The organism is Streptomyces sp. NPDC001750 (assembly GCF_042892615.1).
Taxonomy (GTDB): Bacteria; Actinomycetota; Actinomycetes; order Streptomycetales; family Streptomycetaceae; genus Streptomyces.
The window spans coordinates 20,771-47,249 of record NZ_JBIAUE010000002.1 but is presented as its reverse complement, the minus strand read 5'-3'; the positions used below and the strand labels follow the sequence as shown (position 1 = coordinate 47,249).

The window sequence follows — 26,479 nt, the reverse complement described above, 5'->3', positions numbered from 1 at the left end:
GAGCGAAGTGGCTAAGGTCCGGGTATACGAACTCGCCAAGGAGTTCGGTGTGGAGAGCAAGGTCGTCATGGCCAAGCTCCAGGAACTCGGTGAATTCGTCCGTTCGGCGTCCTCGACGATCGAGGCGCCGGTTGTACGCAGGTTGACTGACGCACTGCAGGGGCCCGGCGGCAGCGCCGGCAAGCCCGCTGCCAAGCCTGGCGCGCCCCGCAAGGCGACGCCTGCCAAGCCCTCGGCGCCCTCTCCGGCCGCCGCGGCACGTCCCGCTGCCCCGAAGCCTGGCGCCCCGGCCCCCAAGCCGGCTCCCGCCGCCCCGGCGAGCAGCACCCCCTCGGCGCCCTCTCCCGGGCCGCGCCCCGGCCCGCGTCCGGCGCCGAAGCCGGCGCCGGTGACCCCGGTCCCGGCCGCCGAGTTCTCGGCCCCGGCCCAGCCGGCCGCGCCCCAGCAGCAGGCACCGCGCCCCTCCGGCGCCACCCCCGGCCCGCGCCCCGGCGCACGCCCGGGTCCCGGCGGCGGCCAGCGCGACGGCGGCCGTGGCGGCGAGCGTCCGGCCCGTCCCGGTGGCCAGGGCGGCCCGCGCCCCGGCGCACGTCCGGCCGGTCCCCGTCCGGGCAACAACCCCTTCACGTCCGGCGGCTCGACGGGCATGGCCCGTCCGCAGGCGCCCCGTCCGGGCGGCGCTCCGCGCCCCGGCGGCCAGGACCGTCCTTCCCCGCGCCCGCAGGGCGGCCCCGGTGGCGCCCCGCGTCCCCAGGGCCAGGGCGCTCCGCGTCCCACCCCGGGCAGCATGCCGCGTCCGCAGGCGCCCCGTCCGGGCGGCGGCCCCGGTGGTAACCGTCCGAACCCGGGCATGATGCCGCAGCGTCCCGCCGCGGGCCCGCGTCCCGGCGGCGGCCCCGGTGGCCGTGGCCCCGGTGGCGGTGGCGGTCGTCCCGGTGGCGGTGGCGGTCGTCCCGGCTTCGCGGGCCGTCCGGCCGGTCCCGGTGGCGGTGGCGGCGGTTTCGCCGGTCGTCCCGGTGGCGGTGGCGGCGGTGCCGGTCGTCCCGGTGGCGGTGGCGGCGGCTTCGGCGGTCGTCCCGGTTTCGGCGGTCGTCCCGGTGGCCCCGGTGGCCGCGGTGGCACGCAGGGTGCGTTCGGCCGTCCCGGCGGTCCGGCGCGTCGTGGCCGCAAGTCGAAGCGGCAGAGGCGCCAGGAGTACGAGGCCATGCAGGCCCCGTCGGTGGGCGGCGTCATGCTGCCCCGCGGCAACGGGCAGTCCGTCCGTCTGTCGCGCGGTGCCTCCCTCACCGACTTCGCGGAGAAGATCAACGCCAACCCGGCGTCGCTCGTCGCCGTGATGATGAACCTCGGCGAGATGGTCACGGCCACGCAGTCGGTCTCCGACGACACGCTGAAGCTGCTGGCCGACGAGATGAACTACGTCCTCGAGATCGTCAGCCCGGAGGAGGAGGACCGCGAGCTGCTCGAGTCCTTCGACATCGAGTTCGGCGAGGACGAGGGCGGCGACGAGGAGCTCATCCCGCGCCCGCCGGTCGTGACCGTCATGGGTCACGTCGACCACGGAAAGACCCGACTGCTGGACGCGATCCGCAAGACGAACGTCGTCGCGGGCGAGGCTGGTGGCATCACGCAGCACATCGGTGCGTACCAGGTCTCCGCCGAGGTCAACGGCGAGGACCGTCGGATCACCTTCATCGACACCCCGGGTCACGAGGCGTTCACCGCCATGCGTGCCCGTGGTGCGAAGTCCACCGACATCGCGATCCTCGTGGTCGCGGCGAACGACGGTGTGATGCCCCAGACGATCGAGGCGCTGAACCACGCCAAGGCGGCCGACGTGCCGATCGTGGTCGCGGTCAACAAGATCGACGTCGAGGGCGCCGACCCGACCAAGGTGCGCGGCCAGCTCACCGAGTTCGGTCTGGTGGCCGAGGAGTACGGCGGCGACACGATGTTCGTCGACATCTCCGCCAAGCAGGGGCTGCACATCGACGAGCTCCTGGAGGCCGTGGTCCTGACCGCGGACGCCTCGCTCGACCTGCGGGCCAACCCGGAGCAGGACGCGCAGGGCATCGCGATCGAGGCCCACCTCGACCGCGGCCGCGGCGCCGTGGCGACCGTCCTCGTCCAGCGCGGTACCCTCCGCGTCGGCGACACGATGGTCGTCGGCGACGCCTACGGCCGCGTGCGCGCCATGCTCGACGACAAGGGCGAGAACGTCGAGGAGGCGGGTCCCTCGACCCCGGTCCTCGTGCTCGGTCTCACCAACGTCCCGGGCGCCGGCGACAACTTCCTCGTGGTCGAGGAGGACCGCACGGCCCGGCAGATCGCCGAGAAGCGTGCCGCCCGCGAGCGCAACGCCAACTTCGCCCGCAAGGGCGTCCGGTTCTCCCTGGAGAACCTCGACGAGGCGCTCAAGGCCGGTCTGGTCCAGGAACTCAACCTCATCATCAAGGGCGACGCGTCCGGTTCGGTGGAGGCTCTGGAGTCCTCGCTGCTCCAGCTCGACGTCGGCGACGAGGTCGACATCCGGGTCCTGCACCGCGGCGTGGGTGCGGTCACCGAGTCGGACATCGACCTGGCGACCGGCTCCGACGCCATCGTGATCGGCTTCAACGTGCGCGCCGCCGGGCGTGCGCAGCAGATGGCCGAGCGCGAGGGCGTGGACGTCCGCTACTACTCGGTCATCTACCAGGCGATCGAGGAGATCGAGGCGGCCCTCAAGGGCATGCTCAAGCCGGAGTACGAAGAGGTCGAGCTCGGTACGGCGGAGATCCGCGAGATCTTCCGCTCGTCCAAGCTGGGCAACATCGCCGGTGTGCTCGTCCGGTCCGGCGAGGTCAAGCGCAACACCAAGGCGCGCCTGCTGCGCGATGGCAAGGTCATCGCAGAGAACCTCACCATCTCCGGTCTGCGCCGCTTCAAGGACGACGTCACCGAGATCCGCGAAGGCTTCGAGGGCGGTATCAACCTCGGCAACTTCAACGACATCAAGGTCGACGACATCATCGCGACGTACGAGATGCGCGAGAAGCCGCGAGGCTGATCCGCGGCGGGTCTCCGGGGGGACGCCTCCCGGAGTTCTCCGCAATGGTCGGGGCCGGTCGACGGGTCGTATTTCCGTCGATCGGCCCCGACCGTTCCGTGTACGGTTCTGGTGTCCCTGCCAAGCGCTGGCAGGGCGCGAACCCGAACCGGCGGGACATCCGGACATTCATGTATGTGGGGACACTGTCCTTCGATCTGCTTCTCGGCGACGTACGGTCGTTGAAGGAGAAGCGTTCCGTCGTCCGTCCCATCGTCGCCGAGCTCCAGCGCAAATACGCGGTGAGCGCGGCGGAGGTGGGCGGTCAGGATCTCCATCGGAGGGCCGAGATCGGCCTTGCCGCGGTCTCCGGGGACACCGGACACCTCACAGATGTTCTGGACCGGTGCGAGCGGCTGGTGGCCGCCCGGCCGGAAGTGGAGCTGCTGTCCGTACGACGGCGGCTGCACAGCGACCAAGACGATTGAGCACGTAAGAAGGAAGGGACGGCGAGGGGTGGTACGTGCCACCCCTCGGTGGCCTGTCCCGAAGCTGAGAAGGAGACGGACCAGTGGCCGACAACGCGCGGGCGAAAAAGCTGGCGGACCTCATCCAGGAGGTGGTCGCCCAGAAACTGCAGCGCGGTATCAAGGACCCCCGTCTGGGTACGCACGTGACCATCACGGACACCCGGGTCACCGGTGACCTGCGGGAGGCCACGGTCTTCTACACGGTCTACGGGGACGACGAGGAGCGGGCGAGCGCGGCGGCCGGGCTGGAGAGCGCGAAGGGCGTGCTGCGCTCGGCGGTCGGAGCGGCGGCGGGGACCAAGTTCACCCCCACGCTGACGTTCGTGGCCGACGCGCTCCCCGAGAACGCCAGGACGATCGAGGACCTCCTCGACCGGGCCCGTGCCTCGGACGCGCGGGTGCGCGAGGCGTCCTCGGGCGCCGCGTACGCCGGTGGCGCCGACCCGTACCGCAAGGCGGACGGCGCGAACGACGAGGACACCGCCTCCGAATGACATCGCAGAACAAGACGGCCGGCCGGGGCGGGAAGGCGGCCCCGGGCCGGGGCGGCACGGGCCCCGAGGACGGCCTGGTCATCGTCGACAAGCCGGCCGGCTTCACCTCGCACGACGTCGTCGCCAAGATGCGCGGCATCGCCCGGACCCGGCGCGTCGGCCACGCCGGAACGCTGGACCCGATGGCGACGGGCGTCCTCGTGCTCGGCGTGGAACGGGCCACCAAGCTCCTCGGCCATCTCGCGCTGACCGAGAAGGAGTACCTCGGCACGATCCGGCTCGGCCAGAACACCGTCACCGACGACGCGGAGGGCGAGATCACCTCGTCCACCGACGCCTCCGGGGTGACCCGTGACGCCACCGACGCCGGAGTCGCGGCCCTGACCGGTCCGATCATGCAGGTGCCGTCCAAGGTCAGCGCCATCAAGATCGACGGCAAGCGGTCCTACGCCCGGGTGCGCGGCGGCGAGGAATTCGAGATCCCGGCCCGGCCGGTGACGATCTCGTCCTTCCGCGTCTACGACGTGCGCGAGGAGACCGCCGAGGACGGCACGCCGGTGATCGACCTGGTCGTCTCCGTCGTCTGCTCCTCCGGCACGTACGTCCGTGCCATCGCCCGCGACCTCGGCGCCGCGCTCGGCGTCGGCGGGCACCTGACCGCGCTGCGGCGGACCCGCGTGGGCCCGTACGGACTCGACGCGGCGCGGACGCTCGACCAGCACCAGGAACGGCTGACCGTGATGCCGGTGGCCGAGGCCGCCGCCTCCGCGTTCCCCCGCTGGGACGTCGACGAGAAGCGCGCCAGGCTGCTGCTCAACGGGGTACGGCTGGACATGCCCGCCTTCCCGCCGGGGCCGGTCGGGGTCTTTGGCCCCGACGGGCGCTTCCTGGTCCTCGTCGAGGAGCAGAAGGGCAAGGCCAAGAGCCTCGCCGTCTTCGCCTGACGACGGCAGGGGCCCGCGAGCTGTGCCGGGCCCCGTCCCGGAGGGCGGGGCCGCCGCGTCCGCTCCACGCGTGCCCTGGCGGCTCCGGTCCGCCGAACGCCCCGAATTCACCCCAACGAGCAAGCGCGAGGGGTGAATTGGGGGTGCCCCGGGGCGCTTTCGACCCGAGTGGTCCGCGCGCCGGTCGTGGCCGACCTAACGTCGGACCATGGGAAGCGGGGACCGGACGACGCTGGTACGAATCTGCGATCCGGCCGGCCGGCCGCGGGGGGCCGGCTTCGTCGCCGACGACCGCGGCACGGTCGTGACCAGCCACGAAACAATCACCGGCGCCGCCCGGCTGGTCCTGCACGGAGCGGACGGCCGCAACTGCTCCGCGGGGGCCGGGGACATCACCGCACTGCCCGAGCGGGGCCTCGCGCTGCTGCGCACCGGAGGGCCACGCGTGCTCGGCGTCGAACCGGTCCCGATCGCTTCCCGGAGCCGGATCGAGGCGGGGACGTACGTGACGATCGCCGCCCACGGCTGGCGCGAGGCACGGGTGCTCGGCACCTGCCCGGTGACCTCCACCGTCGACGGGCGCGACCACCGGATCGAGGGTGCGCTGGAACTCGCGCTCGGCACGGACGGCGCGGACGCGCTGCGGATGGGTGGTACGGCCCGGGGCGGGCCCGTCGTCGACCCGGACAGCGGGGCGGTCGTCGCAGTCCTGGGCACCGCCCTGCGGGCCGGGCACCCCGCCGCGGGCCTCGCGGTGCCGCTCGGCGGCCCGGGCACCGACGGCCCGCTGGGCGAGCTGCTGCGGCGCAACACGACGGGCGTGCCCGGCTACGGGCGCGACCTGAACCTCGCGGGAGTCCTCCACCTGACGGCGACCTCGCTGGGGGCGGCGGGCGGCCCGTCCGGCTGCCCCGATCCGGTGGAACGCCCGCACATCACCGCGGAGTTCGCCGTCTTCACGTTCCCCGCGGGGCCACCGGCACCGGAGCCCGGGCCCGCCGTGGTCCTGGGCCTCGTCGGAGCGCCGGGCTCCGGCCGTACCACCGAACTGGCCGCGCTCGCCGCCCGCCGGGCCCGCGGGCCGGTGCCCGCCCCCACGGTCCGGCTGCGGGGCGCCGATCTGCTGGCCGACGACGCCTCGGTGGCCGACGCGATCGGCCGGGCGTTGCGGCGGGCCGGACGGATCGTGTCCGCCGCCGGTGCGCGCGGCGACATGGCCACGGCCGTTCCCGAACGCGTGGCCCGGCTGGCCTCGGGCAACGGGAACCCGCTGCTGGTCCTGCTGGACGGGCCCGAGGAGATGCCCTCCGTGCTCGCCCACGACCTGGCCCGGTGGACCGCCAGGACGGTGGACTGGCTGCGTGCCAACGACGTGCGGCTCGTGATCGCCTGCACGCCCGAGCACTGGGAGACGGCCGGCGCGCTCCTCCCGCCCGACGCGTTGCACCGGCCCGCGCGGCGGGCCGGACGGCCCCCGTACGCCGTCCGCCTCGGGGACCTCACCGCGAGCCAGGCCGCACGGGCCGCGGAACGGTACGCCGTTCCGCCGGGGGCGCTGGCACCCGGCCACGACCGGCACCCGCTCACGCTGCGCCTGTTCGCGGAGGTGCGCGAGGCACTGCCGCCGGACGCCGGGGGACGGCCCGACACGGACGAGGTCTTCGGGGCCCACCTGGACCTGATGTGCCTGCGCGTGGCGCTCCGTGTCGCGGCCCTGTCGGACCCGGCGCCCGGGGGCGGCGCGGTCCGCCGCCTGGCCGCCCGGGTGGCCGGACAGGTCCACGAGGCGGCGCGGCGCTGTCTGGGCCGCGGACAGGGGGAGCTGGACGGGGCGACGTTCGAGGAGATCTTCCCCTGGCGCACCGGCTGGGCGTCGGCGGTCCTCACCGAGGGCCTGATCGTCCCGGCGGGCGCGGGCTACCGCTTCGCCCACGAGGAGCTGGGGGACTGGGTGCAGGGCGCCCATCTGGACCTGGACACGGCCCTGCACGCACTGGTCCACCCCGGGCAGCCGGACCCGGACCCGGGACCGGGGGCCGGGGCCGGGCCGCCTACGGCGGACGTCGTGGCGCGCGTGCCCCGTGTCCCGAGGCCGCGCCGGGCGCGGGACCGGCGCGGCACCGCCCCCGCATCCGAGGCGGCTTCCACGGCGGCGGGCGCACCGGTCGGCCCGCCCGCGCCGCAAACGGCGGCGGAGGCGGCAGCGGTGACCGGCCCGGCGCACCGGCCCCGGGCCCTGCCCGTGCCGCGCCACCGGACCGGCCCGGTGGTCCAGGCGCTGCTGCTCCTGGGACGCCGGGAGGGCCCCGCCGCGCTGGCGCACCGCCTGGCCGGTCTCGTCGAGGCCCTGGACCGGCTGACGTGCGCGCCCTCGCCGACGGCCGGGCACCGCGCCCGCGAAGACGCCCGCTGGTGGGCCGCCCACCTGCTCTCGCGCACCCTTCTCCGGGTGCCGGACGCCCTGCCCCATCTGGACGTGCTGCGGCTGCTCGCCGGTCTCGTCGTCCGGCACGCCGTCACGGGCGGGCCGGGAGCCGTCGCGACGTACGCCGGGTTCGGCCCGTGGTTCTGGCGGCGGCTGAGGCTGCCCGAGCCGGACCGGCTCGATCTGCTCCGGCGCCTCGTCCCCGCCGACGGGCCGCGCCGGGCCGACGCGGGCAGCGACGGCCACGGCCCCGTCCCGGGGCCCGAGGACGGTACCGATGGTGAGGGGTACCTCGACGCCGTCGCACGCCTCCTCACCGCCCGGCCGCGGGCCGTGCAGCCGCTGCTGTGCGCCTGGTTCACCGACGAGCGCCCGCTGGCCGCCGGGGACGGCGGCGCCCCGCGCCCGACCGTGGCCGCCGTCGCCCAGGCCCTGCTCCACGCCCACCGGGACCTGGCCGTCGACGACCTGGCCGACGCCCTGGTCGCGAGCGGCCACCCCAGGGCCGGGGAACTGCTGGCCGTGCTGGCCGAGGAGGAGCCGTCGGCGCTGTGCCGGGCCGTGGACCGCTGGGCGCGTGACGAGGAACACCCCGGACGCCGGGCCGCCGCCGCCTCGTACGCCCTGCTCACCGCCCCGCACGTGGTCCTCGACGACGACCGCGAGCTGCTGCGCGGGGCCGCCGACGCCCTCCTGGCCCGCCCCGACGACGACGCCGCGCGCGGGGCCGCGCTCACCCTCCTCGTCCAGGACCCGGGAACCCGGGACCGGGTCCTCGCGCAGGCGCTGCGGGCCTTCGTCGGGGGCGCGCCGCCGCTGCCCGTCGAGGCCCTCGTCGCCGCGCTGCCCACCCACCCGGAACAGGTGCTCGCGGCACTGCGGGAACGGCTCACCCGACCCGGCGAGGGAGCGGCGCGGACGCTGCGCGCGCTCGCCGGGACCGACGCCCCCGCGCTGGCCCTGCACGCCGCCGGACTCGTCCGGGCGTACATCGACGGCCACCCCGCCGACACCGTCCACCCCGCCGCCTACCTCGACCGGAGGCTGGAGCACGGCCCGGCTGCCCGCGCCCTGCTGCGGCCCCTGGTGACCGGACTGCTGCGGGACCGTCCTGTGCCGCCCGCGGTGCGCGCCTCCCTCGCCGGGGTGCTCGCCGCACCGGGAGGCCCGGACTCCGGGCGGCTCCGGGGCGAGCTGCTGGAGGTCCTGCTCGACTTCGAGGAGGGCGCGCACCGCGACCCCCGCGTGCTGGAGGCCCTGCTGCGGGCGGCCGCGACGGGCTGCGGCGAGCGTGCCCCGGCTCGCACCCGTGCCCTGGTCCACCGCGCGGGGACGCTGCTGGTCCGCACCCCCGAGGGCGCCTGCCGGTTCGACCGCCTGCTGGCCGGAACGATGCGGGATGCGCCCGGTTTCGCCGCCCTGGTCGCCGGGTGGGCGGACGACGCCCCGCAGGAATGGCGGGCCCTCCTCGGCCCGGACGCACGGCGGGCGGTGGCGGCGTCGGGAGGCCCGAAACCGATGCCGATGCGAGCCGCGGGGCGTGAGCATGGCAGTCTTAGACCTGCGTAAAAAGCAATTTCATGTACACGGGTTCGGGCGAGGAGCGGTCACAGTGCAGCGCTGGCGTGGCTTGGAGGACATCCCCGAGGGCTGGGGACGCAGCGTCGTCACCATCGGCTCCTACGACGGAGTGCACCGCGGACACCAGCTGATCATCGGGCGTGCTGTGGAGCGGGCGCGCGAACTGGGCGTGCCGTCGGTCGTGGTGACCTTCGACCCGCACCCCAGCGAGGTCGTGCGCCCCGGCAGCCACCCCCCGCTGCTCGCCCCGCACCACCGGCGCGCCGAGCTGATGGCCGACCTCGGCGTGGACGCGGTGCTGGTCCTGCCCTTCACCACCGAGTTCTCGAAACTGGCGCCGACCGACTTCATCGTGAAGGTGCTCGTCGACCGGCTGCACGCCTGTCTGGTCATCGAGGGCCCGAACTTCCGCTTCGGCCACAGGGCGGCCGGCAACGTGCAGCTGCTCACCGAGTTCGGTGCGACGTACGACTACGACGTCGAGGTCATCGACCTGTACGTGAGCGGCGAGGCGGGCGGCGGCGAACCGTTCTCCTCCACCCTCACCCGGCGCCTGGTCGCCGCGGGCGACGTCGCGGGCGCCGCCGAGATCCTGGGACGGCCGCACCGGGTCGAGGGGATCGTGGTCCGCGGCGCCCAGCGCGGCCGCGAGCTCGGCTTCCCCACGGCCAACCTGGAGACGCTGCCGCACACCGCGATCCCCGCCGACGGCGTCTACGCGGGCTGGCTCAACGCGAACGGCGAGTCGATGCCCGCCGCGATCTCGGTCGGCACCAACCCCCAGTTCGACGGCACGGAGCGGACGGTGGAGGCGTACGCGATCGACCGCGTCGGCCTCGACCTGTACGGGCTCCATGTCTCGGTGGACTTCCTCGCCTACGTGCGCGGGATGCGGAAGTTCGAATCGGTCGACGACCTGCTCGTGGCGATGGCCGCCGACGTGAAGCGGTGCGGCGAGCTCGTCTCCGCGTACGAGCGCCGCTGACTCGGTCTTCCGCCGGGTACGGGGCCGGGCCACCGCCGCGTCGCGGTGGCCCGGCCCGCCCGGTCAGGAACGCGCCGCCGCGGTGGCGGTCGCCCAGTGGCACGCCACCTGCGTCCGGCCGCTGCCGGCGAGCACCGGCAGCTCCTCCGTGCGGCACGCCTCCGCGACGCCCGCCCGCTCCGCCTCGCCCGACGCCAGCACCTGGCAGCGGGCGTGGAACCGGCAGCCGGACGGCACCCGGGACGGGTCCGGCGGCTCACCGGTCAGCACCACGGGCTCGGTCCCGGCCTCCGGCAGCACCGACAGCAGGGCCCGGGTGTACGGGTGCCGGGGGGCCGTGAGGATCTGTTCCACCTCGCCGGTCTCCACGATCCGCCCGAGGTACATCACCGCGACCCGGTCCGCGATGTTCCACGCCAGCCCGAGGTCGTGCGTGACCACCAGGGCCGACAGACCCAGCTCGTCCCGCAGCCGCAGCAGCAGGGCCAGGATCTCCCCGCGCACCGAGGCGTCCAGCGAGGCCACCGGTTCGTCGGCCACGACGAGTTCCGGCTCCAGCACCAGCGCGCCCGCGATCACGACCCGCTGGCGCTGCCCGCCGGACAGCTCGTGCGGGTAGCGCAGGAAGAACCGTTCGGGTGGCCGCAGCCCGGCCCGCGACAGCGCCCCGGCGACCGCGGCCCGCTCGTCGCCCGCGTACCCGTGGATGCGCAGTCCCTCGGCGACAGCGTCGTACACCGTGTGCCGGGGGTTGAGCGAACCGCTGGGGTCCTGGAGCACCAGCTGGACCCGCTTGCGGTACGCCTTCAGCGCCCGGCTGGTGTGGTCGAGCGGCTGCCCGTCGAAGGTCACCCGCCCGGACGTCGGCGGCACCAGGCCGAGCAGCGACCGCGCCAGTGTCGTCTTGCCGCAGCCGGACTCCCCGACCAGCGCGACGATCTCGCCGGGCCGGATGTCCAGGTCGACGCCGTCCACGGCGCGCGCCGGGGCGTCCCCGCGCCGCCCGGGGAAGGTGACCTTCAGCCCCTCGGCGCTGAGCAGGGGAGTGGTGGTCATGGTGTGTTCCTCGCTTCCTCGGCGGCCGGCCGGGCCGCGGTCGCCGCCTCCGGTCCCACCAGCACACAGGCGGCCCGTCGCCCCGGTCCCGACTCCCGCGGCTCCGGGTCCCGCGTGGCGCAGGAGTCCAGTGCCACCGGGCAGCGGGGGTGGAACGCGCAGCCGTCCGGCAGCGCCGACGGGTCCGGCGGGTCGCCGGGCAGCCCGCGGGGCGCGAACCGGGAGGCCGGGTCGCCGATGCGCGGAAAGGCTCCGGACAGGGCCCTGCCGTACGGGTGGTGCGCGTCGCGGTGGACCTCGGCGGCCGGACCCTCCTCCACGACCCGGCCCGCGTACATCACCGCGAGCCGGTCGCAGGTGTCCGAGAGCACCGCGAGGTCGTGACTGATCATGATCAGGCCGAGGTCCTGCTCGGCCACCAGCCGCTCGATCAGCCGCAGGATCTGGGCCTGGATCATCACGTCGAGCGCGGTGGTCGGCTCGTCCGCGACGACCAGGTCCGGATCGCAGGCGAGAGCCATCGCGATCATCACGCGCTGGCGCTGCCCGCCGGACAGCTCGTGCGGATACGCGCTCGCGCGGGCGGCCGGCAGCCCCACCTGTTCCAGGAGTTCACCGGCCTTCCGGGCCGCGGCGGCCGGGCTCGCCCCGCCGTGCAGCAGGATCGGCTCGGCGATCTGGTCCCCGATGCGGTGCACCGCGTTGAGGGAGTGCATGGCGCCCTGGAAGACGATCGACGCCCCCGCCCAGCGCACCGCCCGGACCCGGCCCCACTTCATGGTGAGGACGTCCTCGCCGTTCAGCAGGATCTCGCCGGTGACCTTCGTCCCGGCGGGCAGCAGACGCAGCAGCGCGAGCGCCAGGGTCGACTTGCCGCAGCCCGACTCACCGGCGATGCCGAGCTTCTGCCCGGCGTCGACGGCGAGGTCCACCCCGCGGACGGCGCGCGCCCCGCCGGGGTAGGTCACGGTGAGGTCCCGGATCTCCAGGAGCGGCGCCCCGCGGTCGCCCGCGGCACTCGGCGTGCTCGCCGTGCTCGTCGTGTTCGGCGTACGCGGCGTACTCAACGGGTCACCCCCAGCTTGGGATTGAGCACGGACTCGATGGCGCGTCCGCACAGGGTGAAGGCCAGGGCGACCGCGGCGACGGCGATGCCGGGCGGTGCCAGGTACCACCAGTGGCCCGCGCTCACCGCGCCCGCCTCGCGGGCGTCCTGGAGCATGCCGCCCCAGGACGTGACGGTCGGGTCGCTCAGGCCGAGGAAGGCCAGCATGGCCTCGGTGAGGATCGCGCTGGAGATCACCAGCGTGGTCTGGGCGAGCACCAGCGGCATCACGTTCGGCAGGACGTGCCGGATCATGATGTGCCCGTGGTCGCCGCCGAGGGCCCGGGCCCGTTCGATGTACGGGCGCGACTCCACGGCCAGGGTCTGGGCGCGCACGAGGCGGGCCGTGGTCGGCCAGGTCGTGACGCCGATCGCGATGACGACGGTCCACATCGAGCGGTCCATCACCGTGGCGAGCGCGATGGCCAGGACCAGGGTCGGCATCACCAGGAACCAGTCGGTGATCCGCATCAGGACCGTGGTGTACCAGCCGTGGAAGTGTCCCGCGACGATGCCGACGAGGGTGCCGATGGCGACGCAGAGGAACGCCGCGAGCAGGCCGACCGTCAGTGAGACCCTGGCCCCCCACACCAGCAGCGCGAGCACGCTGCGCCCGAACTGGTCGGTGCCGAGCGGGAATTCACCGCTCGGCGACTCCAGTGCGCCGCCGGGCGCGTCGGTGACGCTCTGCGAGTCCGCGCCGACGAGCTGCGGGGCGAACACGGCGACCAGTGCGATCAGGACGAGCGCGCCCAGGCCCCACAGGCCGCCCCGGTTGCGGCGGTAGTCGCGCCAGAAGCGGACGGCGGACTGCCGTCTGCGGGCCCTGGCCAGGGCGCGCGGGTTCCCGGCGGCCCCGGTCCTGGCGGGCGTGGCCCCGGCCTCGACGGGGGCGCCCTCCCCCTCGGCGGGCGTGGGCATGGAATCGGTCGTCATCGGTCCACCCGGGGATCGAGCAGCGGATACAGCACGTCGGCCAGGGTGTTCGCCAGGATCACCGCGGTGGCGAAGACGAAGAACAGCCCTTGTACGAGAGGGAGATCGGGCACGCTGAGCGCCTGGTAGAAGAGGCCGCCGAGGCCCGGCCAGGAGAACACCGTCTCGACCAGGATCTGCCCGGCGACCACACGCCCCAGGTTCACGAACATCAGCGTGAACGTCGGCAGCATGGCGTTGGGCACGGCGTGCTTGCGGCGCACGACGTCGTCCCGCAGCCCCTTCGCGCGGGCCGTGGTCAGGTAGTCGCTGCCCATCTCGTCGAGCAGCGAGGAACGCATCACCAGAAGCGTCTGCGCGTACCCGGCCGCGACCAGTGTGATCACCGGAAGGATCAGGTGGTGCGCCACGTCGAGCACGTAACCGAACCCGCTCTCGCCGCCCGACTCCATGCCTCCGGTCGGGAACATGCCGGGGATCGGCCCGACGCCCACCGAGAAGACGATGATCAGGAGCAGGCCCAGCCAGAACGACGGGACCGAGTAGAGGGTGAGCGCGAACGCGGTATGGAAGCGGTCGCTCGTCGAGCCGTTGCGCCAGGCGGTACGGGTGCCCAGCCAGATGCCGAGCGCGGTGTAGAGGACGTACGCCGTGCCGGTGAGCAGCAGCGTCGCCGGAAGCGCCTCGACGATCTTGTCGATGACCGGGACGTGGAACTGGTAGGAGGTGCCGAAGTCCCCGGTCAGCGCGTCGCCCACATAACTGGTGAACTGCTTCCAGAGCGGCAGGTCGAGCCCGAACTGGTGCCGCAAGGACTGGAGTTGTTCGGCGGAGACGCGCCGGCCGCCGGTCATCTGCTTGACCGGGTCGCTGGGCAGCAGGCGGAAGAGGAAGAAGCTGGTGACCAGGACGGCGAAGAGGGAGACGATCGCGCCGCCGATCCTGGCCGCGACGTACTGGAGATAGGCCCGGGTGTCGCGCGCCCGTGGACCGCGTGCGGCCGAGGGACCGGCCGGGGCCGGGCCTTCGGGATCCGCGTCCGCGTTCCGCACGAGCGCCGGAGTGCTGTCAGCTGTCATAAGGAACTCTCGTTACTCGTGCTGATACTCGTGCCGCACGGGGACCGGCCGGTGGTGGCGGGGACCGCGGGAGACCCCGCGACCGCTCCGTCGGTCCCGGCCGGTCCTGGTGCGCTTGGACCGACCGGCACATGGGAGGCGGCGTCGCGGGGCTGAACACGCACATCTGCGGCGTTGTCGTCGGTCGACAACGCTCCGCGTTGCCTTCCTCCTCCGCCTTGCAGCTGCACGCGCCGAGCCCCGCTCCTTCTTCCACCCCCCATGTGCCGGTCGGTCTCAGAGGGGTCGGCAGCAGGTTTCGCGGCGTCGCGGGCCGCGCTGCCCACTGCCGGGCCCTCCTACTCGCGGTCGTCCGCCGTGGCGCGGCGGCGCTTCGCGAGGAGCAGCCCGCCGCCCGCGAGGACGACGACCACCACGACGACACCGATCACGACACCGGTGGAACCCGAACCGGAGCCGGAACCGCCCGCCCCGTGCGCGCCCTCGCCGTCCGCCGGAACGGCCGACCACCAACTCCAGTACCCGTCCTGGCCGTAGATGTTGCCGGCCGCCTCGGGCATGGTGGTGATGGACTTGATCTGGTCGGTGCGGTACGCCTCGACCGCGTTCGGGTACGCGATGACGTTCATGTACCCGGAGTCGTACAGCCACGACTGCATCTGCTTGACGAGATCCGCGCGCTTGGCCGGGTCGTACTCGGCGAGTTGCTTGCGGTAGAGCCCGTCGTAGGTCTTGTCGCAGATGAAGTTGTCGGTGGCGGCGCTCTCCTTGGCCTTGACGGGCAGTGCCGCGCAGGTGTGGATGCCGAGGACGAAGTCCGGGTCCGGGTTGACGGACCAGCCGTCGAAGGCGAGATCGTACTCACCGGCGTACCAGGGCACGGAGACGTCGTCGCGACAGTCGACCTTGAGGCCGATGCCGAGCTTGCCCCACCACTCCTTGAGGTACTTGCCGATCGCCTTGTCGTTGGGGTCGGTGGCGTGGCACAGGATGCGCAGGTCGAGCGGCTTGCCGTCCTCGCCCACGCGCTTGCCGTCCTTGAGCGGGTAGCCCGCCTCGTCGAGCAGTTTCGCGGCCCTGGCCGGGTCGTGGGCGAGGCTCTGTCCGGCGGAGGGCTGCCAGTAGTAGTCCGAGAAGCGCGGCGGGATGTAGCCCTGGCCCTCGACGGCGTGGCCCTGGAAGACCTTGTCGACGATCGTCTTGCGGTCGATGGAGAGGAAGAGGGCCTGACGGACCTTCTGGTCGCGCAGGGCCTCGTTGCCGTCGCCGAACTCCTTGCCGTCCTTGGTCTGCGCGCCGGGGTTGACGGCCAGCGCGAAGAAGCGGCGGCCGGGGCCCTCGTTGACCTTGACGTTCTTCTCGCCCTTGAGGGAAGCGGCCTGAGCGGGCGTCAGGGCGGGGGATCCGGCGACGAAGGAGACCTCGCCTTTGCGCAGAGCGGCGACCGCGGCGTCCTGGTCCTTGTACGTCTTGAAGACCAGCTCGTCGAACTTCGGCTTCCCGCGCCAGTAGTCCTTGTTGGCCTTGAGCTTCACGTACTGGTCGACCTTGTAGTCGGCCAGGACGAAGGGCCCGTTGCCGACGATCGGGAACTTCGTGTCGTTGTTGAACTTGGAGAAGTCACCGACCTTCTCCCAGACGTGCTTCGGGACGATCGGCACGTCGAGCGCGGCCATGGTGGCCTGCGGCTCCTTGAGCTCGATGACCAGCTGGGTCGGGCTGGGCGCCGTCACCTTCCTGAAGTTGGTGACGAAGCTGCCGTTGGCCTGCGCGGCGCCCTCGTCGGTCATCATCTTGTTGAACGTCCACGCCGCGTCCTCGGCGGTGACGGGTTGCCCGTCCGTCCATTTGGAGTCGGAGCGGATGGTGTACGTCCAGGTCAACTTGTCCGCGGAGGGCTCCCACTTGGTGGCGAGCGCGGGGATCGGGTGGCTGTCCTTGACGTCGTAGTTCGTCAGGAAGTCGTACATGAGCCGGGAGACGCTGGTGCTGATCAGCTTCTGCGCCAGGAACGGGCTCAGGGAGTCGACACTCTGTGCGACGGCGACGGTCAGTGTGGACGTGCCGTTGTCGGCGGCCTGCGCCTGCGGTGCGGCACCGAGCGGCGCGCCCGGTACGACGGAACCGGCGGCCAGCGCCAGCGCGGCGGCACCGGAGGCCAGAAGTACACGCCGAGATCGGCGCGGCTGGGCGGAGCGTGGTGGAACTCTTTCAACCATGGTCAGGGACCTCGCGTCATGACTCGCACGGAGAAGGCGGGTTGATCTGTGGTTCGCCAGCTGGTGAAGCGAAGGTTTATCAGCGGTGGTCGAGCCACGTCAACGGTCCTCGAAACAGCGTGTGGTCTGCGGTAATGCGCGCAGGGCCCGCACCGTGGAGACGGTGCGGGCCCTCATTGGTCTATTCCTCTGTCGCCTTACTGCTGAGGCGCTGACGGCGGTTGCTGCTGCCAGCCGGGAGGCGGTACCGGGGCCTGGGGGAGCGGGCCCTGCGAGGGACCGGGCTGACCAGGCTGAACGGGCTGGTCCGGCGCGGGCGGGCCGGCCGGACTCGCCGGGGACTGCGCCTGGGACGGCGGGGACTGCCAGCCGTGCTGCTGCACGCCGGGGCCCGGGTGCGGCGGGTACGGGCCGCCGCCGTACGGCTGTTGGGGCGGCTGAGCACCGCCGTACGGCGTCTGGGGCTGCTGTGGTTGCTGGGGTTGGGGCTGGGCTTGGGGCTGGGCGTAGGGCTGTTGCGGTTGCTGCTGCGGGTGAGGCTGCTGGGGCTGCTGAGGCGCGTACTGCTGCTGGCCGGGCATCGGCGGGGCGTACTGCGGCGGGGGCGTGGAGCCGTTCGCCGTCCAGAGCCCCTGTTGCTGCTGGGCGCGCGTGAAGTCCTCGGCGACCATCGCCGAGAGCGTGAAGTACGCGTCGCGGGTCTTCGGACGCATCATGTCGAGGTCGACCTCCGCGCCGGCCGCGAGGTGTTCGTCGAACGGCACGACGACGACGCCGCGGCAGCGGGTCTCGAAGTGCTGCACGATGTCCTCGACCTTGATCATCTTGCCGGTCTCGCGAACTCCGGAGATGACGGTGATGGAGCGCTGCACGAGCTCCGCGTACCCGTGCGCCGACAGCCAGTCCAGGGTGGTGGACGCGCTGGACGCACCGTCGACCGACGGCGTCGAGATGATGATCAGCTGGTCGGCGAGGTCCAGCACTCCACGCATCGCGCTGTAGAGCAGACCGGTGCCCGAGTCGGTGAGGATGATCGGGTACTGCCTGCCCAGTACGTCGATCGCGCGCCGGTAGTCCTCGTCGTTGAACGTCGTGGAGACCGCCGGGTCCACGTCGTTGGCGATGATCTCCAGGCCGGAGGGCGCCTGCGAGGTGAAGCGGCGGATGTCCATGTACGAGTTGAGGTACGGGATCGCCTGGACCAGGTCGCGGATGGTGGCCCCGGTCTCCCGGCGCACCCGGCGGCCGAGCGTGCCCGCGTCCGGGTTGGCGTCGATGGCGAGGATCTTGTCCTGCCGCTCGGTCGCCAGGGTCGCGCCGAGAGCCGTGGTCGTCGTGGTCTTGCCGACGCCGCCCTTGAGGCTGATGACCGCGATCCGGTAGCAGGACAGCACGGGGGTGCGGATCAGTTCGAGCTTGCGCTGCCGCTCGGCCTCCTCCTTCTTCCCGCCCAGCCTGAAGCGGGACGCGGCGGACGGCGCGCGGCTGCTCCGTGCCTTCTGCTTGCCCCGGACCAGCCGGTCGGAGGAGAGCTCCACCGCCGCCGTGTATCCGAGCGGGGCGCCGGGCACGGAACGCTCGCGCTGGTCATGGGTGATCGGGGACGGCCAGGCGGCTCCGGTGCGCGGGTCGACGGGCTGGGCCTGGGGGTGCTGTCCCTGGCCCTGTTCGGGTAGGCCCTGCGGCTGCGGGGCTTGTTGCTGCTGCTGGGGCTGTGGTTGCGCCTGCTGCGGCTGGTCGGCCTGCTGTGCCTGCTGCGGCTGAGCGGACTCCTGCGGGACGGCCTGCGCGGGCAGGGGCACGCCCTGCTGTGCGGGCCACTGGGGTGCCTGCGGTGCCTGGGGCGCGTGAGGAGCCTGGGGCGGCAGCGGTGTCTGCGGCGCATGAGGTGCCTGCGGCTGCTGCGGGAAGCCGTAACCGGCCTGCGGGGGAAGCGGCTGTGCCGGGGGCTGCTGCGCAGGGGCCTGCTGCGCCGGCTGAGCGGGCTGCTGCTGCGGGAAGCCATAGCCGCCCTGCTGCGGGAAGCCGTAACCGCCGTGCTGCGGCTGCTGCGGTGCCTGAGGGGCGCCGACCTGCGGGAATCCGTACCCTCCGGGGCCCGGGGCGGCGGCCGGGGCCTGCACGGGCCACTGCGACGCCGCCGGAGGCGCGGCGGGCTGCGGCGCGGCGGGCTGGAAGGTTGGCGGCAGCGGCGGCAGACCACCCTGTGGCGGCGCCGGGGCCCACGGGGCGGGCGGAGCGTCCTGGGGCGCCGCGTCCGGGACGGCGTCCGAGGGCGCGGGGTCCTGCGGCGCCCCGGCGGCATCGCCGTCGACGGCATCCCCGGTGCCGCTCGCGTCGTCGGCGGACGCCATGGCGTCCGCGGCGGGCTCGGACGCTCCGGCACCGCTACCGGCTTCGGTGACGGCACCGGCGTCCGCGTCGGCCGGTGCGTCGGCGGCCACGTCCGTCGTCGGCACGGGGTCGGGCAGCGAACCGGTGCCCCCGCTCCCGTCCGTACCGTCGGCACTGCCCGTACTGTCCGCGCCCGCAGTCGCGCCCGCAGCCGCACCCGCATCGGTGGCCGTGGCGGACTCGGCGGCCGGGCCCGTACCCGTACCCGTGGCGGAACCGTTCTCCTCCGTGCGCTTCGACGCCTCCTCGCGCTCGGCGATCTCCCGCTTCAGCGAAGCGGGGGAGAACCGCATCGTCGCGCCGCTCTCCACGTCCCCGCCGCCGAACGGGTCCGTCGTCGCGTCGGTGTCACCCGCTGCCGGGGATCCCGCCGTCGCCCCCTCCGGGGCGGCGGCCGAGGCGTCGCCCGCCGCGGCTCGGGCCGGTTCGGGAGCCTGGGCCGGGTCCGGCACGGGCGGGGTCGGCGGCGCCGCGGTCCAGCCGTGGTCGAAGCCGCTGCCCGGCGGCGGCGGGGGCACGGCGAGCGGCGCCCCGCTCGGCGGCGGAGGCGGCGCCAGATGCGTTCCGGCACCGCCCGACGAGTCCCCCGACGAGTTCTGCGTGTACCAGGCGGGCGGGGTGTAGTCGATGGTGAACTCACCCGTCATCTCGGCGGGCTCCGCGTCGGACGACTCGTCGACGGGCATGTTCCAGCTCCCGCGCTTCTCGTCCCGATCGCCGTTCACTTTGCCTCCTGGTGTGGTCGAGCACCCTTGTGCACTGATGGGTGGGGGCGACCGTTTCCGTTCTGCCGAGCGCCCGGCTCTCCCCCTGGGACACGCAACGCCTGCCCGCAGGCTCTTCTGCCGCGCCCGGACCCACCCTAATCGTCAAGGGGCCCGCTCCGTCAGGCCGTACGGCACCGCAAGAGCTGTCCCTTACGTAACGAAGGGACTCTCAAGCGAACCGGCAGCGGCACAAGGTGAAGGGCGAAGCAGTCAAAGCCGTACAACTGCTGACGGAACGCCGAACATTCCGTACACGCGCCGCCCGGCATCCCGCACCCGCGTCCCGCACACGCACCCGGAACGCGTCCGGTGCGGGCATCCACCACACGCCCGCCGACGCACCGCGCACAGGCACACGGGCGAACACGTACGCGCGGTCGGCGCACGGCCCGTACGGGGCCGGCGAGACCTCAGTCCATCCGGCGCGCGCCGCCCAGCAGTCCGGTCTCGGCGTCGGTCGCCTGCGTCATCACGAACTGCCGGTCGCCGCCCGAGCACCAGAGGGTCACCCCGTCCGCCAGCGTCGACAGCGCCTGGGTCTCGGCGGCCGGAAGGTGCAGGATCCGGCCGATCCGGGCGGCCTCGTCCGGGGACACCCGCTGCACGCCGACCAGGGCAGACTTCTCCATCAACCGCGGCGCCACCGGGCTCAGATACGGCAGCAGGGTCAGCACCGACTGCCACGGGGCGGACACCACCCGCCCGCGCGGCGGGCGCATGCCGCAGTCCCGGACCACGACCACGGGCGAACCCGCCGAGGGGCCCTGCGGTGGCACCCGCCCCACGTCGTGCAGCGTGACGCACGGCTGACCGCCGCCCGCGGCGTGCGCGAGCCCCGTCCACGTCTGCGCGCGCCCCGTCTCCACGACGATCCGTGCGCCCGTGGCCGCCGCGCGCAGCGCCAGCACCTGCGCCGTCCACAGACCGCCGATCAACGTCACGTCGTACGGGGTCGGGTGGTTGATGCCGAGGACGGCGGGACGGCCCTGGGCATCCACACCGATCACCATGCCGTCGTCCCCGACCGGCAGGGCCAGCGAAGCCAACTGGTCGAGCGTGACCGACTGCCGCTCGCGACGCGGACCGATCAGACCGAAACCGAGCCGGGTACGACCCCCCGTGAGCGCGGACATCAGCGGGTACCTCCGAGCGGCAGGGTGGCGAGCACGCCGGGCAACTGCTCGCGGTCGAGCCGGACCAGCGAGGTCCGGACACCGCGTGCGGCACGCTCCAACTCATGGCGGGCGCTGAGCAGTTCCTCGTCGCTGCGCCCGGTGATCCTGATGTGTCCCGCGACCGAGACGCCCTGCCGCTCACCGCGCCCCAGGGTGAGGCTGAACGTCGTGGCGAGCGCCGGCATGGAGGTGAGCAGCGCCACGAGCTGCGGCATCGCTGCGCCGCCGGTGCCGAACTGGGGCCAGCGGGCCACCCAGTAGGTGGTGTGCCACCGGTCGTCGCAACGCCAGGTCCTGGACGTCTCCTCGGTGCGCCGCGCGGGCGACCCGGTGCGGCCCGCCTGCGTCATGGCGGACGGGCTGGCGCACACCGAGGTCGCGATCGCCGACGTCAGCTCCTGCTCGGTCAGCACCGTCGCGCGGAAACCGGCCCCGGTCAGCCTGCTCGACAACTGGTCGGCCGCGCGCACCACGCACTTCTGCGCCCCGACGACCCCGCCACCGCGCGCCTGCACGGCCTCCGGGCAGAGCTCCGGGTCCAGCTTCAGCGCGATCCAGGTGATCCGCACGGCGGGTGAACCCGTCTGGGCCTGGAGCGGCGCGTAGTTGCGCACGGCGACGGACTGCGCAGGCAGATGCGGGGCGGGGGCCGGCTGCGTGTGCTGCACGATCTGCGCCGACTCCAGCCGGATGCCGTCGACTTCGAGCACGTCCCGGACCAGTGCCAGCGGCAGCGGGCGGGTGGAACGGTCCGGTCGGAGCGCCGAGGCGTCCGACTCCACCTGGACGATCGCCGTGACGAACGTACCGTCACCGATCATGCCCACCGGCCGCCGGTCGCGATCGCTGAAGGAGTACGTGCGCAACGCCGGATCGCACTCCACGACGGGCGCGATACCCGGCTCCGTGCTCGCGGGCAGCTCCAGGGAGCCGGCCCGCCGCGAACGTGCCCGCAGGGCCAGGACGGTGCTCAGCCACTCCGGGAGCGAACGGCGGTGCCTGCGCACGACCGCCAGCAGGATCAGCAGGGCGGCGACGACGGCGGCCGGCACCAGCAGCAGGGGCTCGATCACCCACGCCGTGAGCAGCACCGCAGCGGCGATCTCCAGCAGCACGAACTGTTGCAATCGGAATGAACCGAACTGTCCCGCAGGCCCGTTGAACCGGGCGGCCGCCGGTCGCCGGGAGCGCCGTGCGGAGCCCCGGGACGGCGGCGGGTCACCGGCCGGGGGAGCCCCGGCGGTACGCGCGCGCCCGGCCGGACGCGTCGGTGCAGCGGAAGCCGTCATTCCGGCATTCCCCCCGTTCATCAGTCCCCAACTCCACCCGTATTCCGCCTGTCCCGGGCAGGACCTCGGCGGCTGGATCACCCTACCCGCCCCACCGTCGCCGACGGCCAGCAGGCATAGTAGGGGGCCGGTCCGGCACCGAGGTCCGGCGTCGCGGGCCCGGCACGGGCCGGGGGACAGCGACCGCACCGGTGCCGCGCGGGGAGACACGGGAGAAAAGCGACTCATGGCATCACGGCGGGATGAGCTCAACGCATACACCTTTGCGAAGAAGCGCACGGTGGCGGCCTTCCTCCAACCCTCGTCCACCGGCTCGGACGAGGGCGCTCCCCGGCCGCTGCGCGCGGTCCTGCCGAGCGTGGTCGTCGGTGCGCTGATCCTCGCCGGCTTCGGCGCCTTCGGCATGTTCAAACCCACCGCGCCCAAGGACTGGGACAAGCCGGGCGCCAAGGTGATCGTCGGCAAGAAGTCCACCACCCGCTACGTCGTGCTCACCACCGGAAAGGGCAAGCAGAAGAAGACGCTGCTGCACCCGGTGCTCAACCTCGCTTCGGCCCGGCTGCTCCTCAACCCGCAGGACTACGACGTCATCCAGGTCGCAGACGACGTGCTCGACGCGGGCAAGCCCCCGCGCGGACCCATCCTCGGCATCCCGTACGCCCCCGACCGGCTGCCCGACGCCAAGGACGCCGGGACGGCCAAGCGCTGGGCCGTGTGCGTACAGCCCGGCGGCAAGGGCAACTCGGTGCAGAAGGCCACCTTCGTCTTCGGCGCGCGCGACGACGAGCGGACCGAGGGGCGCGACCGACTCACCGGGGGTCAGGTGCTCTACGTCCAGGGCCAGGACCAGGCCCGCTACCTGGTCGACGCGAAGGGCACCAAGTACCGCATCGACGAGACCGCGGCCGACAACGGCCACCTGACCAGCGCGCTGGTCGGCAGCCGCCGTCCGCAGCCCGTCACCGACGACTGGCTGGCCACCCTGCACGACGGCAGCCCCGTCGCCTTCCCGCGGATCCCCGGCGAGGTCGGCACCCGGGCGAACGTCCAGGGGCAGCTCTCCGACGAGGAGAACAGGATCGGCACGGTGCTCAGGACCAGGACCGGTGAAGGCACCCAGTACTACGTGGTGCTCGACAAAAAGGTGCAACCCGTCTCCGAGTTCACCGCCTGGCTGCTGATCAACTCCCCGCAGACGGCCGGTCTTGGCCTGGCCAGCAAGGCGCGCTCCGTCGGCCTGCAGACCTTCGTCCCGGACCCCGAGACCTTCGCCGGCCAGCCCGCGCACTGGCCGGCCCGCAGGGCCACCCAGGTGAACTCCGCGGACGGCGGCAGCGGCGGGCGCGACACCATCTGCAACGTGCTGCGCAAGGTCGACGGCTCCGGCCGCACGACGCTGAGCACGTGGGCGGGCACCTCGTACCCGGCCGCCATCAGCGCCGGGGGCACCAGCACCTACGTCACCCCCGGCAGCGGCCTGCTCTACACCCAGGTCCAGGGCCGCCAGACCCGCCCCGACGGATCGCTGTTCCTGGTCACCGACACCGGACTGCGTTACGCGGTCCAGGCGAACGGCGACAGCGACGCCCGGCCCTCGGACATCGGAGCCGGGGGCGGACAGAAGCAGTCGGACGGCCGCCCCGAGCCCAGCCAGGCACAGAGCAGGCTCGGCTACGAGAAGGTGACGCCCGCGCTGGTGCCGATCGCCTGGTCGGACTTCCTCTCCAAGGGGCCCCGGCTCGACACCAACAGCGCCCGGCAGCCCCAGGGTTCATGACGGCCCGCGGCCAGACACGCATCGAGAGACCCGGGGGAGAGAAAGAGATGGCGTACCGAAGGACGGCCCGGACGGCGGCGGCCGTCGCCGCGCTGACCGCGTCACTGACCGCGGCCACCGTGCCGACGGCGTACGCGGAGGGCGTCCGGGGAGCCGGCGGCGTCGGGATAGACGGCGGCGGCGAATGCACCTTCCCGATGAAGCACCAGTACGAGGGGCGGCCCTGGTCCCTGCAACGCGTCCTCCTGGACGAACTGTGGCAGGACACCAAGGGCAAGGGCGTACGCGTCGCCGTCATCGACACCGGCGTCGACAACGACAACCCGCAACTGAAAGCGGCCGTGGACGCGTCGTCGGGCGCCGACCTCCTCAAGGGCGGCAAGAGCGACGGAACGGTCGACGAGGTCGGCCACGGCACCAAGGTCGCCGGGATCATCGCCGCCCGCCCCCGCAAGGGCACCGGATTCGTCGGACTGGCCCCCGAGGCCACGATCGTCCCGATCCGCCAGAACGACGAGAAGAACAGCGGCAAGGACACCACCATGGCCACCGCGATCGACCATGCGATCGCCAAGAAGGTCCAGGTCATCAACATCTCCCAGGACACGGCGAAGCCCCTGTCGGAAACCTCGGCACTGGGCAGGGCGGTGGCCCGGGCGCTCGCCGCCGACATCGTCGTGGTCGCCTCGGCGGGCAACGACGGCATGGACGGCAAGCTCAGGCGCACCTACCCCGCAGCGTTCGACGGCGTGCTCGCCGTCGCCTCCTCCGACCGCAACAACGAACGCGCCCCCTTCTCCCAGGCGGGCGACTTCGTCGGGGTCGCGGCCCCGGGCGTCGACATCGTCTCCACCGTGCCGGGCAACGGCCAGTGCACCGACAATGGCACCAGCTTCTCCGCCCCGTACGTCGCCGGGGTCGCCGCCCTGATGCGCGCCAAGTACCCCAAGTGGACGGCGGCCCAGATCGTCGCCCGTATCGAGCAGACCGCGGAGCGCTCCGTCACCGGGCACGACCCCTTCGTGGGCTGGGGCGTCGTCGACCCGGTACGCGCCCTGTCCGGCGACGACACCCCGCAGGACGCCCCGCGCCCCGACCCGGCGCCGCCCCGGGCCCCCGCGCCCGAGCCCGCGCACTTCTCCCTGTCGGAGACTCCGCAGGAGCGCAGCGAGCGGTACGCCACCTACGCGCTGGCCCTGACCGCCGTACTCGTCGGTGTGATCGCCGGAACCGCGACGGTCGTCCGGGATGTCCGCCGACGGCGCTCCGCGCGCCGCTCCCTCCGCCCCGCGAGGTGACTTCCCCCGGAGGAAGCACAGTTGGGGACGGCGGACGAATTGACTAGGGTGGCAGCAGACTTCACGTGTGTGACGGGGGAACGAGAAGTGGCCGAGTCCGATTTCGGAGCGCGGAAATGCCGACAGCGCACTTCCCGGCCCCGCGCTCTCCCCTCTCCTTTGCCGGAGCACACGGGGGACAGGAAGGGCCCGGCCGCATCGCGCGGACGGGCCGGAGAACTGAGAGATAGGACCTCCGGATGACCAACCCCGCAGGCGGTTTCGGACTTGCCGACGATCCGATCGTCCAGGCGAAGAACAAGATCGTGGAGACCGCCGGGGCCGTCTCGCGGCAGTCCCGCGAACTGGCCAACATCCTCGCCACGGTGGGCGCCGGGTGGACCGGTGTCGGTGCCTCGGGATTCACCTCCGCGCAGCTGATGATCAACGAGGACCACGACCAGATCCGTCGTCTCCTCGACGTCCTGCACAACGCGGTGGAGAGCACCAAGAACCTCAGCAACGCCAACGACGAGGAGGTCCGCGCGGCCTTCAACCGGGTCAAGGAGGGGCCGGGCGGAGCCCCCGCCAACACCTCCGGCCTGAACAACGTCTGAACCGCGCCGCACCACCCCTTCCGCACACGCGAGCACCGAGGAGAACAACCATGGGCCACGACCCGAACACCAAGGTCAGGTACGAGAGCGTCCAGGAGATCGCGAACCGCGTCCGCGCGGTGTCGCAGAACATCGTCAAGGACCTGGAGGAGATGGACGCCGCGCTCAGGGTCGTCACCGACACCTGGGACGGTGAGGCGCACAAGGAGTACGTGGTCCTGCAGAAGAAGTACAAGGGCCGCGCGGAGCACATGAGGGACCGCCTGGCGGAGGTCGCGAAGATCATCGAGTCCGGCAAGGACAGCTACCGCGCCACCGACCTGCGGGCCTCGCGCGGCTTCACCGAGGCGTACTGACCGCCCGGCGTTCCGACGCGGGAAAGGGCACGACCGTCCAGGTCGTGCCCCTTCCCACGTGTGCCCCGGGCCCGGGGCCAACGGGCATCCCGCAACCCCTACTTGAGGTCGAACTCGCCGTCCCGCGCCCCCAGGACGAACGCCCGCCACTCGGCCTCCGTGTACCGCAGCACGGTGTCGGGATCCAGCGAGGACCGCATCGCCACGGCACCGCCCGGCAGATGGGCGATCTCGACGCGCTCCTCCGCCTCCTCCGTGCCCGGCGCGCTGAGCCATTCCACGCCCGAGATGTCCAGTGCGTACAGCTCGTCCTTCTCCTGCTGAGTACCCATCAGGTGCCTTTCGTCTCCTGCGGCGGAACGCGGTCGTCGCCCTCGTGCAGACTATCCCCGCCGGGACGGACCGCGGTCCGCGATGGACAGCTTCCGTCGGGGGGTGGTAGCGACGG

The 26,479-nt window shown here is 73.1% G+C and carries 19 protein-coding genes; 10 read left to right on the top strand and 9 right to left on the bottom strand.

The genetic code is table 11. The features are described from left to right. Positions 1–7 precede the first annotated feature (7 nt). The 6 genes from infB to ACFYY6_RS03575 all read left to right on the top strand — a co-directional run bounded on the left by infB (position 8) and on the right by ACFYY6_RS03575 (position 9,984). Entirely contained in the window at positions 8–3,046 is a 3,039-nt protein-coding gene (gene infB, locus ACFYY6_RS03600; RefSeq protein WP_351520437.1) for a translation initiation factor IF-2, read from the top strand. 170 nt (positions 3,047–3,216) lie between these two features. Continuing rightward, entirely contained in the window at positions 3,217–3,513 is a 297-nt protein-coding gene (locus ACFYY6_RS03595; RefSeq protein ID WP_073791457.1) for a DUF503 domain-containing protein, read from the top strand. A gap of 83 nt (positions 3,514–3,596) precedes the next feature. Then, a complete protein-coding gene (gene rbfA / locus ACFYY6_RS03590; RefSeq protein ID WP_351520436.1) occupies positions 3,597–4,049 on the top strand; it encodes a 30S ribosome-binding factor RbfA in 453 nt (150 codons plus the stop codon). Continuing rightward, positions 4,046–4,993, top strand: a complete 948-nt coding sequence (truB, locus tag ACFYY6_RS03585; RefSeq protein ID WP_389191515.1) for a tRNA pseudouridine(55) synthase TruB — start codon at positions 4,046–4,048, stop codon at positions 4,991–4,993. Before rbfA ends, truB begins: the two co-directional genes overlap by 4 nt. 208 nt (positions 4,994–5,201) lie before the next feature. Beyond that, positions 5,202–8,987 (top strand): trypsin-like peptidase domain-containing protein, encoded by a 3,786-nt coding sequence (locus tag ACFYY6_RS03580; protein WP_389191512.1) that lies wholly within the window; start codon positions 5,202–5,204, stop codon positions 8,985–8,987. 43 nt (positions 8,988–9,030) lie between these two features. Continuing rightward, positions 9,031–9,984, top strand: a complete 954-nt coding sequence (locus tag ACFYY6_RS03575; RefSeq protein ID WP_351520433.1) for a bifunctional riboflavin kinase/FAD synthetase — start codon at positions 9,031–9,033, stop codon at positions 9,982–9,984. 63 nt (positions 9,985–10,047) lie between these two features. Here the strand turns inward: ACFYY6_RS03575 and ACFYY6_RS03570 are convergent, their stop codons facing one another. The 8 genes from ACFYY6_RS03570 to eccE form a co-directional block, all read right to left on the bottom strand. Further along, on the bottom strand, positions 10,048–11,040 hold the full coding sequence (locus tag ACFYY6_RS03570; protein ID WP_389191509.1) for an oligopeptide/dipeptide ABC transporter ATP-binding protein: 993 nt from the start codon (positions 11,038–11,040) through the stop codon (positions 10,048–10,050). Continuing rightward, entirely contained in the window at positions 11,037–12,107 is a 1,071-nt protein-coding gene (locus tag ACFYY6_RS03565; protein WP_388647859.1) for an ABC transporter ATP-binding protein, read from the bottom strand. The genes ACFYY6_RS03570 and ACFYY6_RS03565 overlap by 4 nt, the downstream gene beginning before the upstream one ends. Next, positions 12,104–13,081 (bottom strand): ABC transporter permease, encoded by a 978-nt coding sequence (locus tag ACFYY6_RS03560; RefSeq protein ID WP_389191506.1) that lies wholly within the window; start codon positions 13,079–13,081, stop codon positions 12,104–12,106. The genes ACFYY6_RS03565 and ACFYY6_RS03560 overlap by 4 nt, the downstream gene beginning before the upstream one ends. Beyond that, positions 13,078–14,160, bottom strand: a complete 1,083-nt coding sequence (locus ACFYY6_RS03555) for an ABC transporter permease (RefSeq protein ID WP_351632081.1) — start codon at positions 14,158–14,160, stop codon at positions 13,078–13,080. The genes ACFYY6_RS03560 and ACFYY6_RS03555 overlap by 4 nt, the downstream gene beginning before the upstream one ends. Positions 14,161–14,498: 338 nt before the next feature. Next, a complete protein-coding gene (locus ACFYY6_RS03550) occupies positions 14,499–16,379 on the bottom strand; it encodes an ABC transporter substrate-binding protein (protein ID WP_386608656.1) in 1,881 nt (626 codons plus the stop codon). Between the two features lie 197 nt (positions 16,380–16,576). Next, positions 16,577–19,498, bottom strand: coding sequence for an SCO5717 family growth-regulating ATPase (locus ACFYY6_RS03545; RefSeq protein ID WP_389191503.1), 2,922 nt, complete (start codon positions 19,496–19,498; stop codon positions 16,577–16,579). A gap of 452 nt (positions 19,499–19,950) precedes the next feature. Further along, positions 19,951–20,673 (bottom strand): hypothetical protein, encoded by a 723-nt coding sequence (locus ACFYY6_RS03540; protein ID WP_351520424.1) that lies wholly within the window; start codon positions 20,671–20,673, stop codon positions 19,951–19,953. Beyond that, positions 20,673–22,004 (bottom strand): type VII secretion protein EccE, encoded by a 1,332-nt coding sequence (gene eccE / locus ACFYY6_RS03535; protein ID WP_389191500.1) that lies wholly within the window; start codon positions 22,002–22,004, stop codon positions 20,673–20,675. The genes ACFYY6_RS03540 and eccE overlap by 1 nt, the downstream gene beginning before the upstream one ends. 226 nt (positions 22,005–22,230) lie before the next feature. On the opposite strand from eccE, the gene eccB reads away from it, so the two are divergent. The 4 genes from eccB (at position 22,231) to ACFYY6_RS03515 (ending at position 26,031) form a co-directional block, all read left to right on the top strand. Then, complete coding sequence (gene eccB / locus ACFYY6_RS03530) at positions 22,231–23,781, top strand: type VII secretion protein EccB (RefSeq protein WP_351632068.1); 1,551 nt, start codon at positions 22,231–22,233, stop codon at positions 23,779–23,781. 47 nt (positions 23,782–23,828) lie between these two features. After that, positions 23,829–25,079 (top strand): type VII secretion-associated serine protease mycosin, encoded by a 1,251-nt coding sequence (gene mycP / locus ACFYY6_RS03525; protein WP_388647848.1) that lies wholly within the window; start codon positions 23,829–23,831, stop codon positions 25,077–25,079. Positions 25,080–25,318: 239 nt separating this feature from the next. Continuing rightward, entirely contained in the window at positions 25,319–25,675 is a 357-nt protein-coding gene (locus ACFYY6_RS03520) for a WXG100 family type VII secretion target (protein ID WP_351520417.1), read from the top strand. Between the two features lie 50 nt (positions 25,676–25,725). After that, positions 25,726–26,031 (top strand): WXG100 family type VII secretion target, encoded by a 306-nt coding sequence (locus ACFYY6_RS03515; RefSeq protein ID WP_351520416.1) that lies wholly within the window; start codon positions 25,726–25,728, stop codon positions 26,029–26,031. A gap of 98 nt (positions 26,032–26,129) precedes the next feature. Here ACFYY6_RS03515 and ACFYY6_RS03510 read toward each other — a convergent pair whose 3' ends face one another. Then, positions 26,130–26,363, bottom strand: coding sequence for a DUF397 domain-containing protein (locus tag ACFYY6_RS03510; RefSeq protein WP_073791479.1), 234 nt, complete (start codon positions 26,361–26,363; stop codon positions 26,130–26,132). Positions 26,364–26,479: the final 116 nt, after the last annotated feature.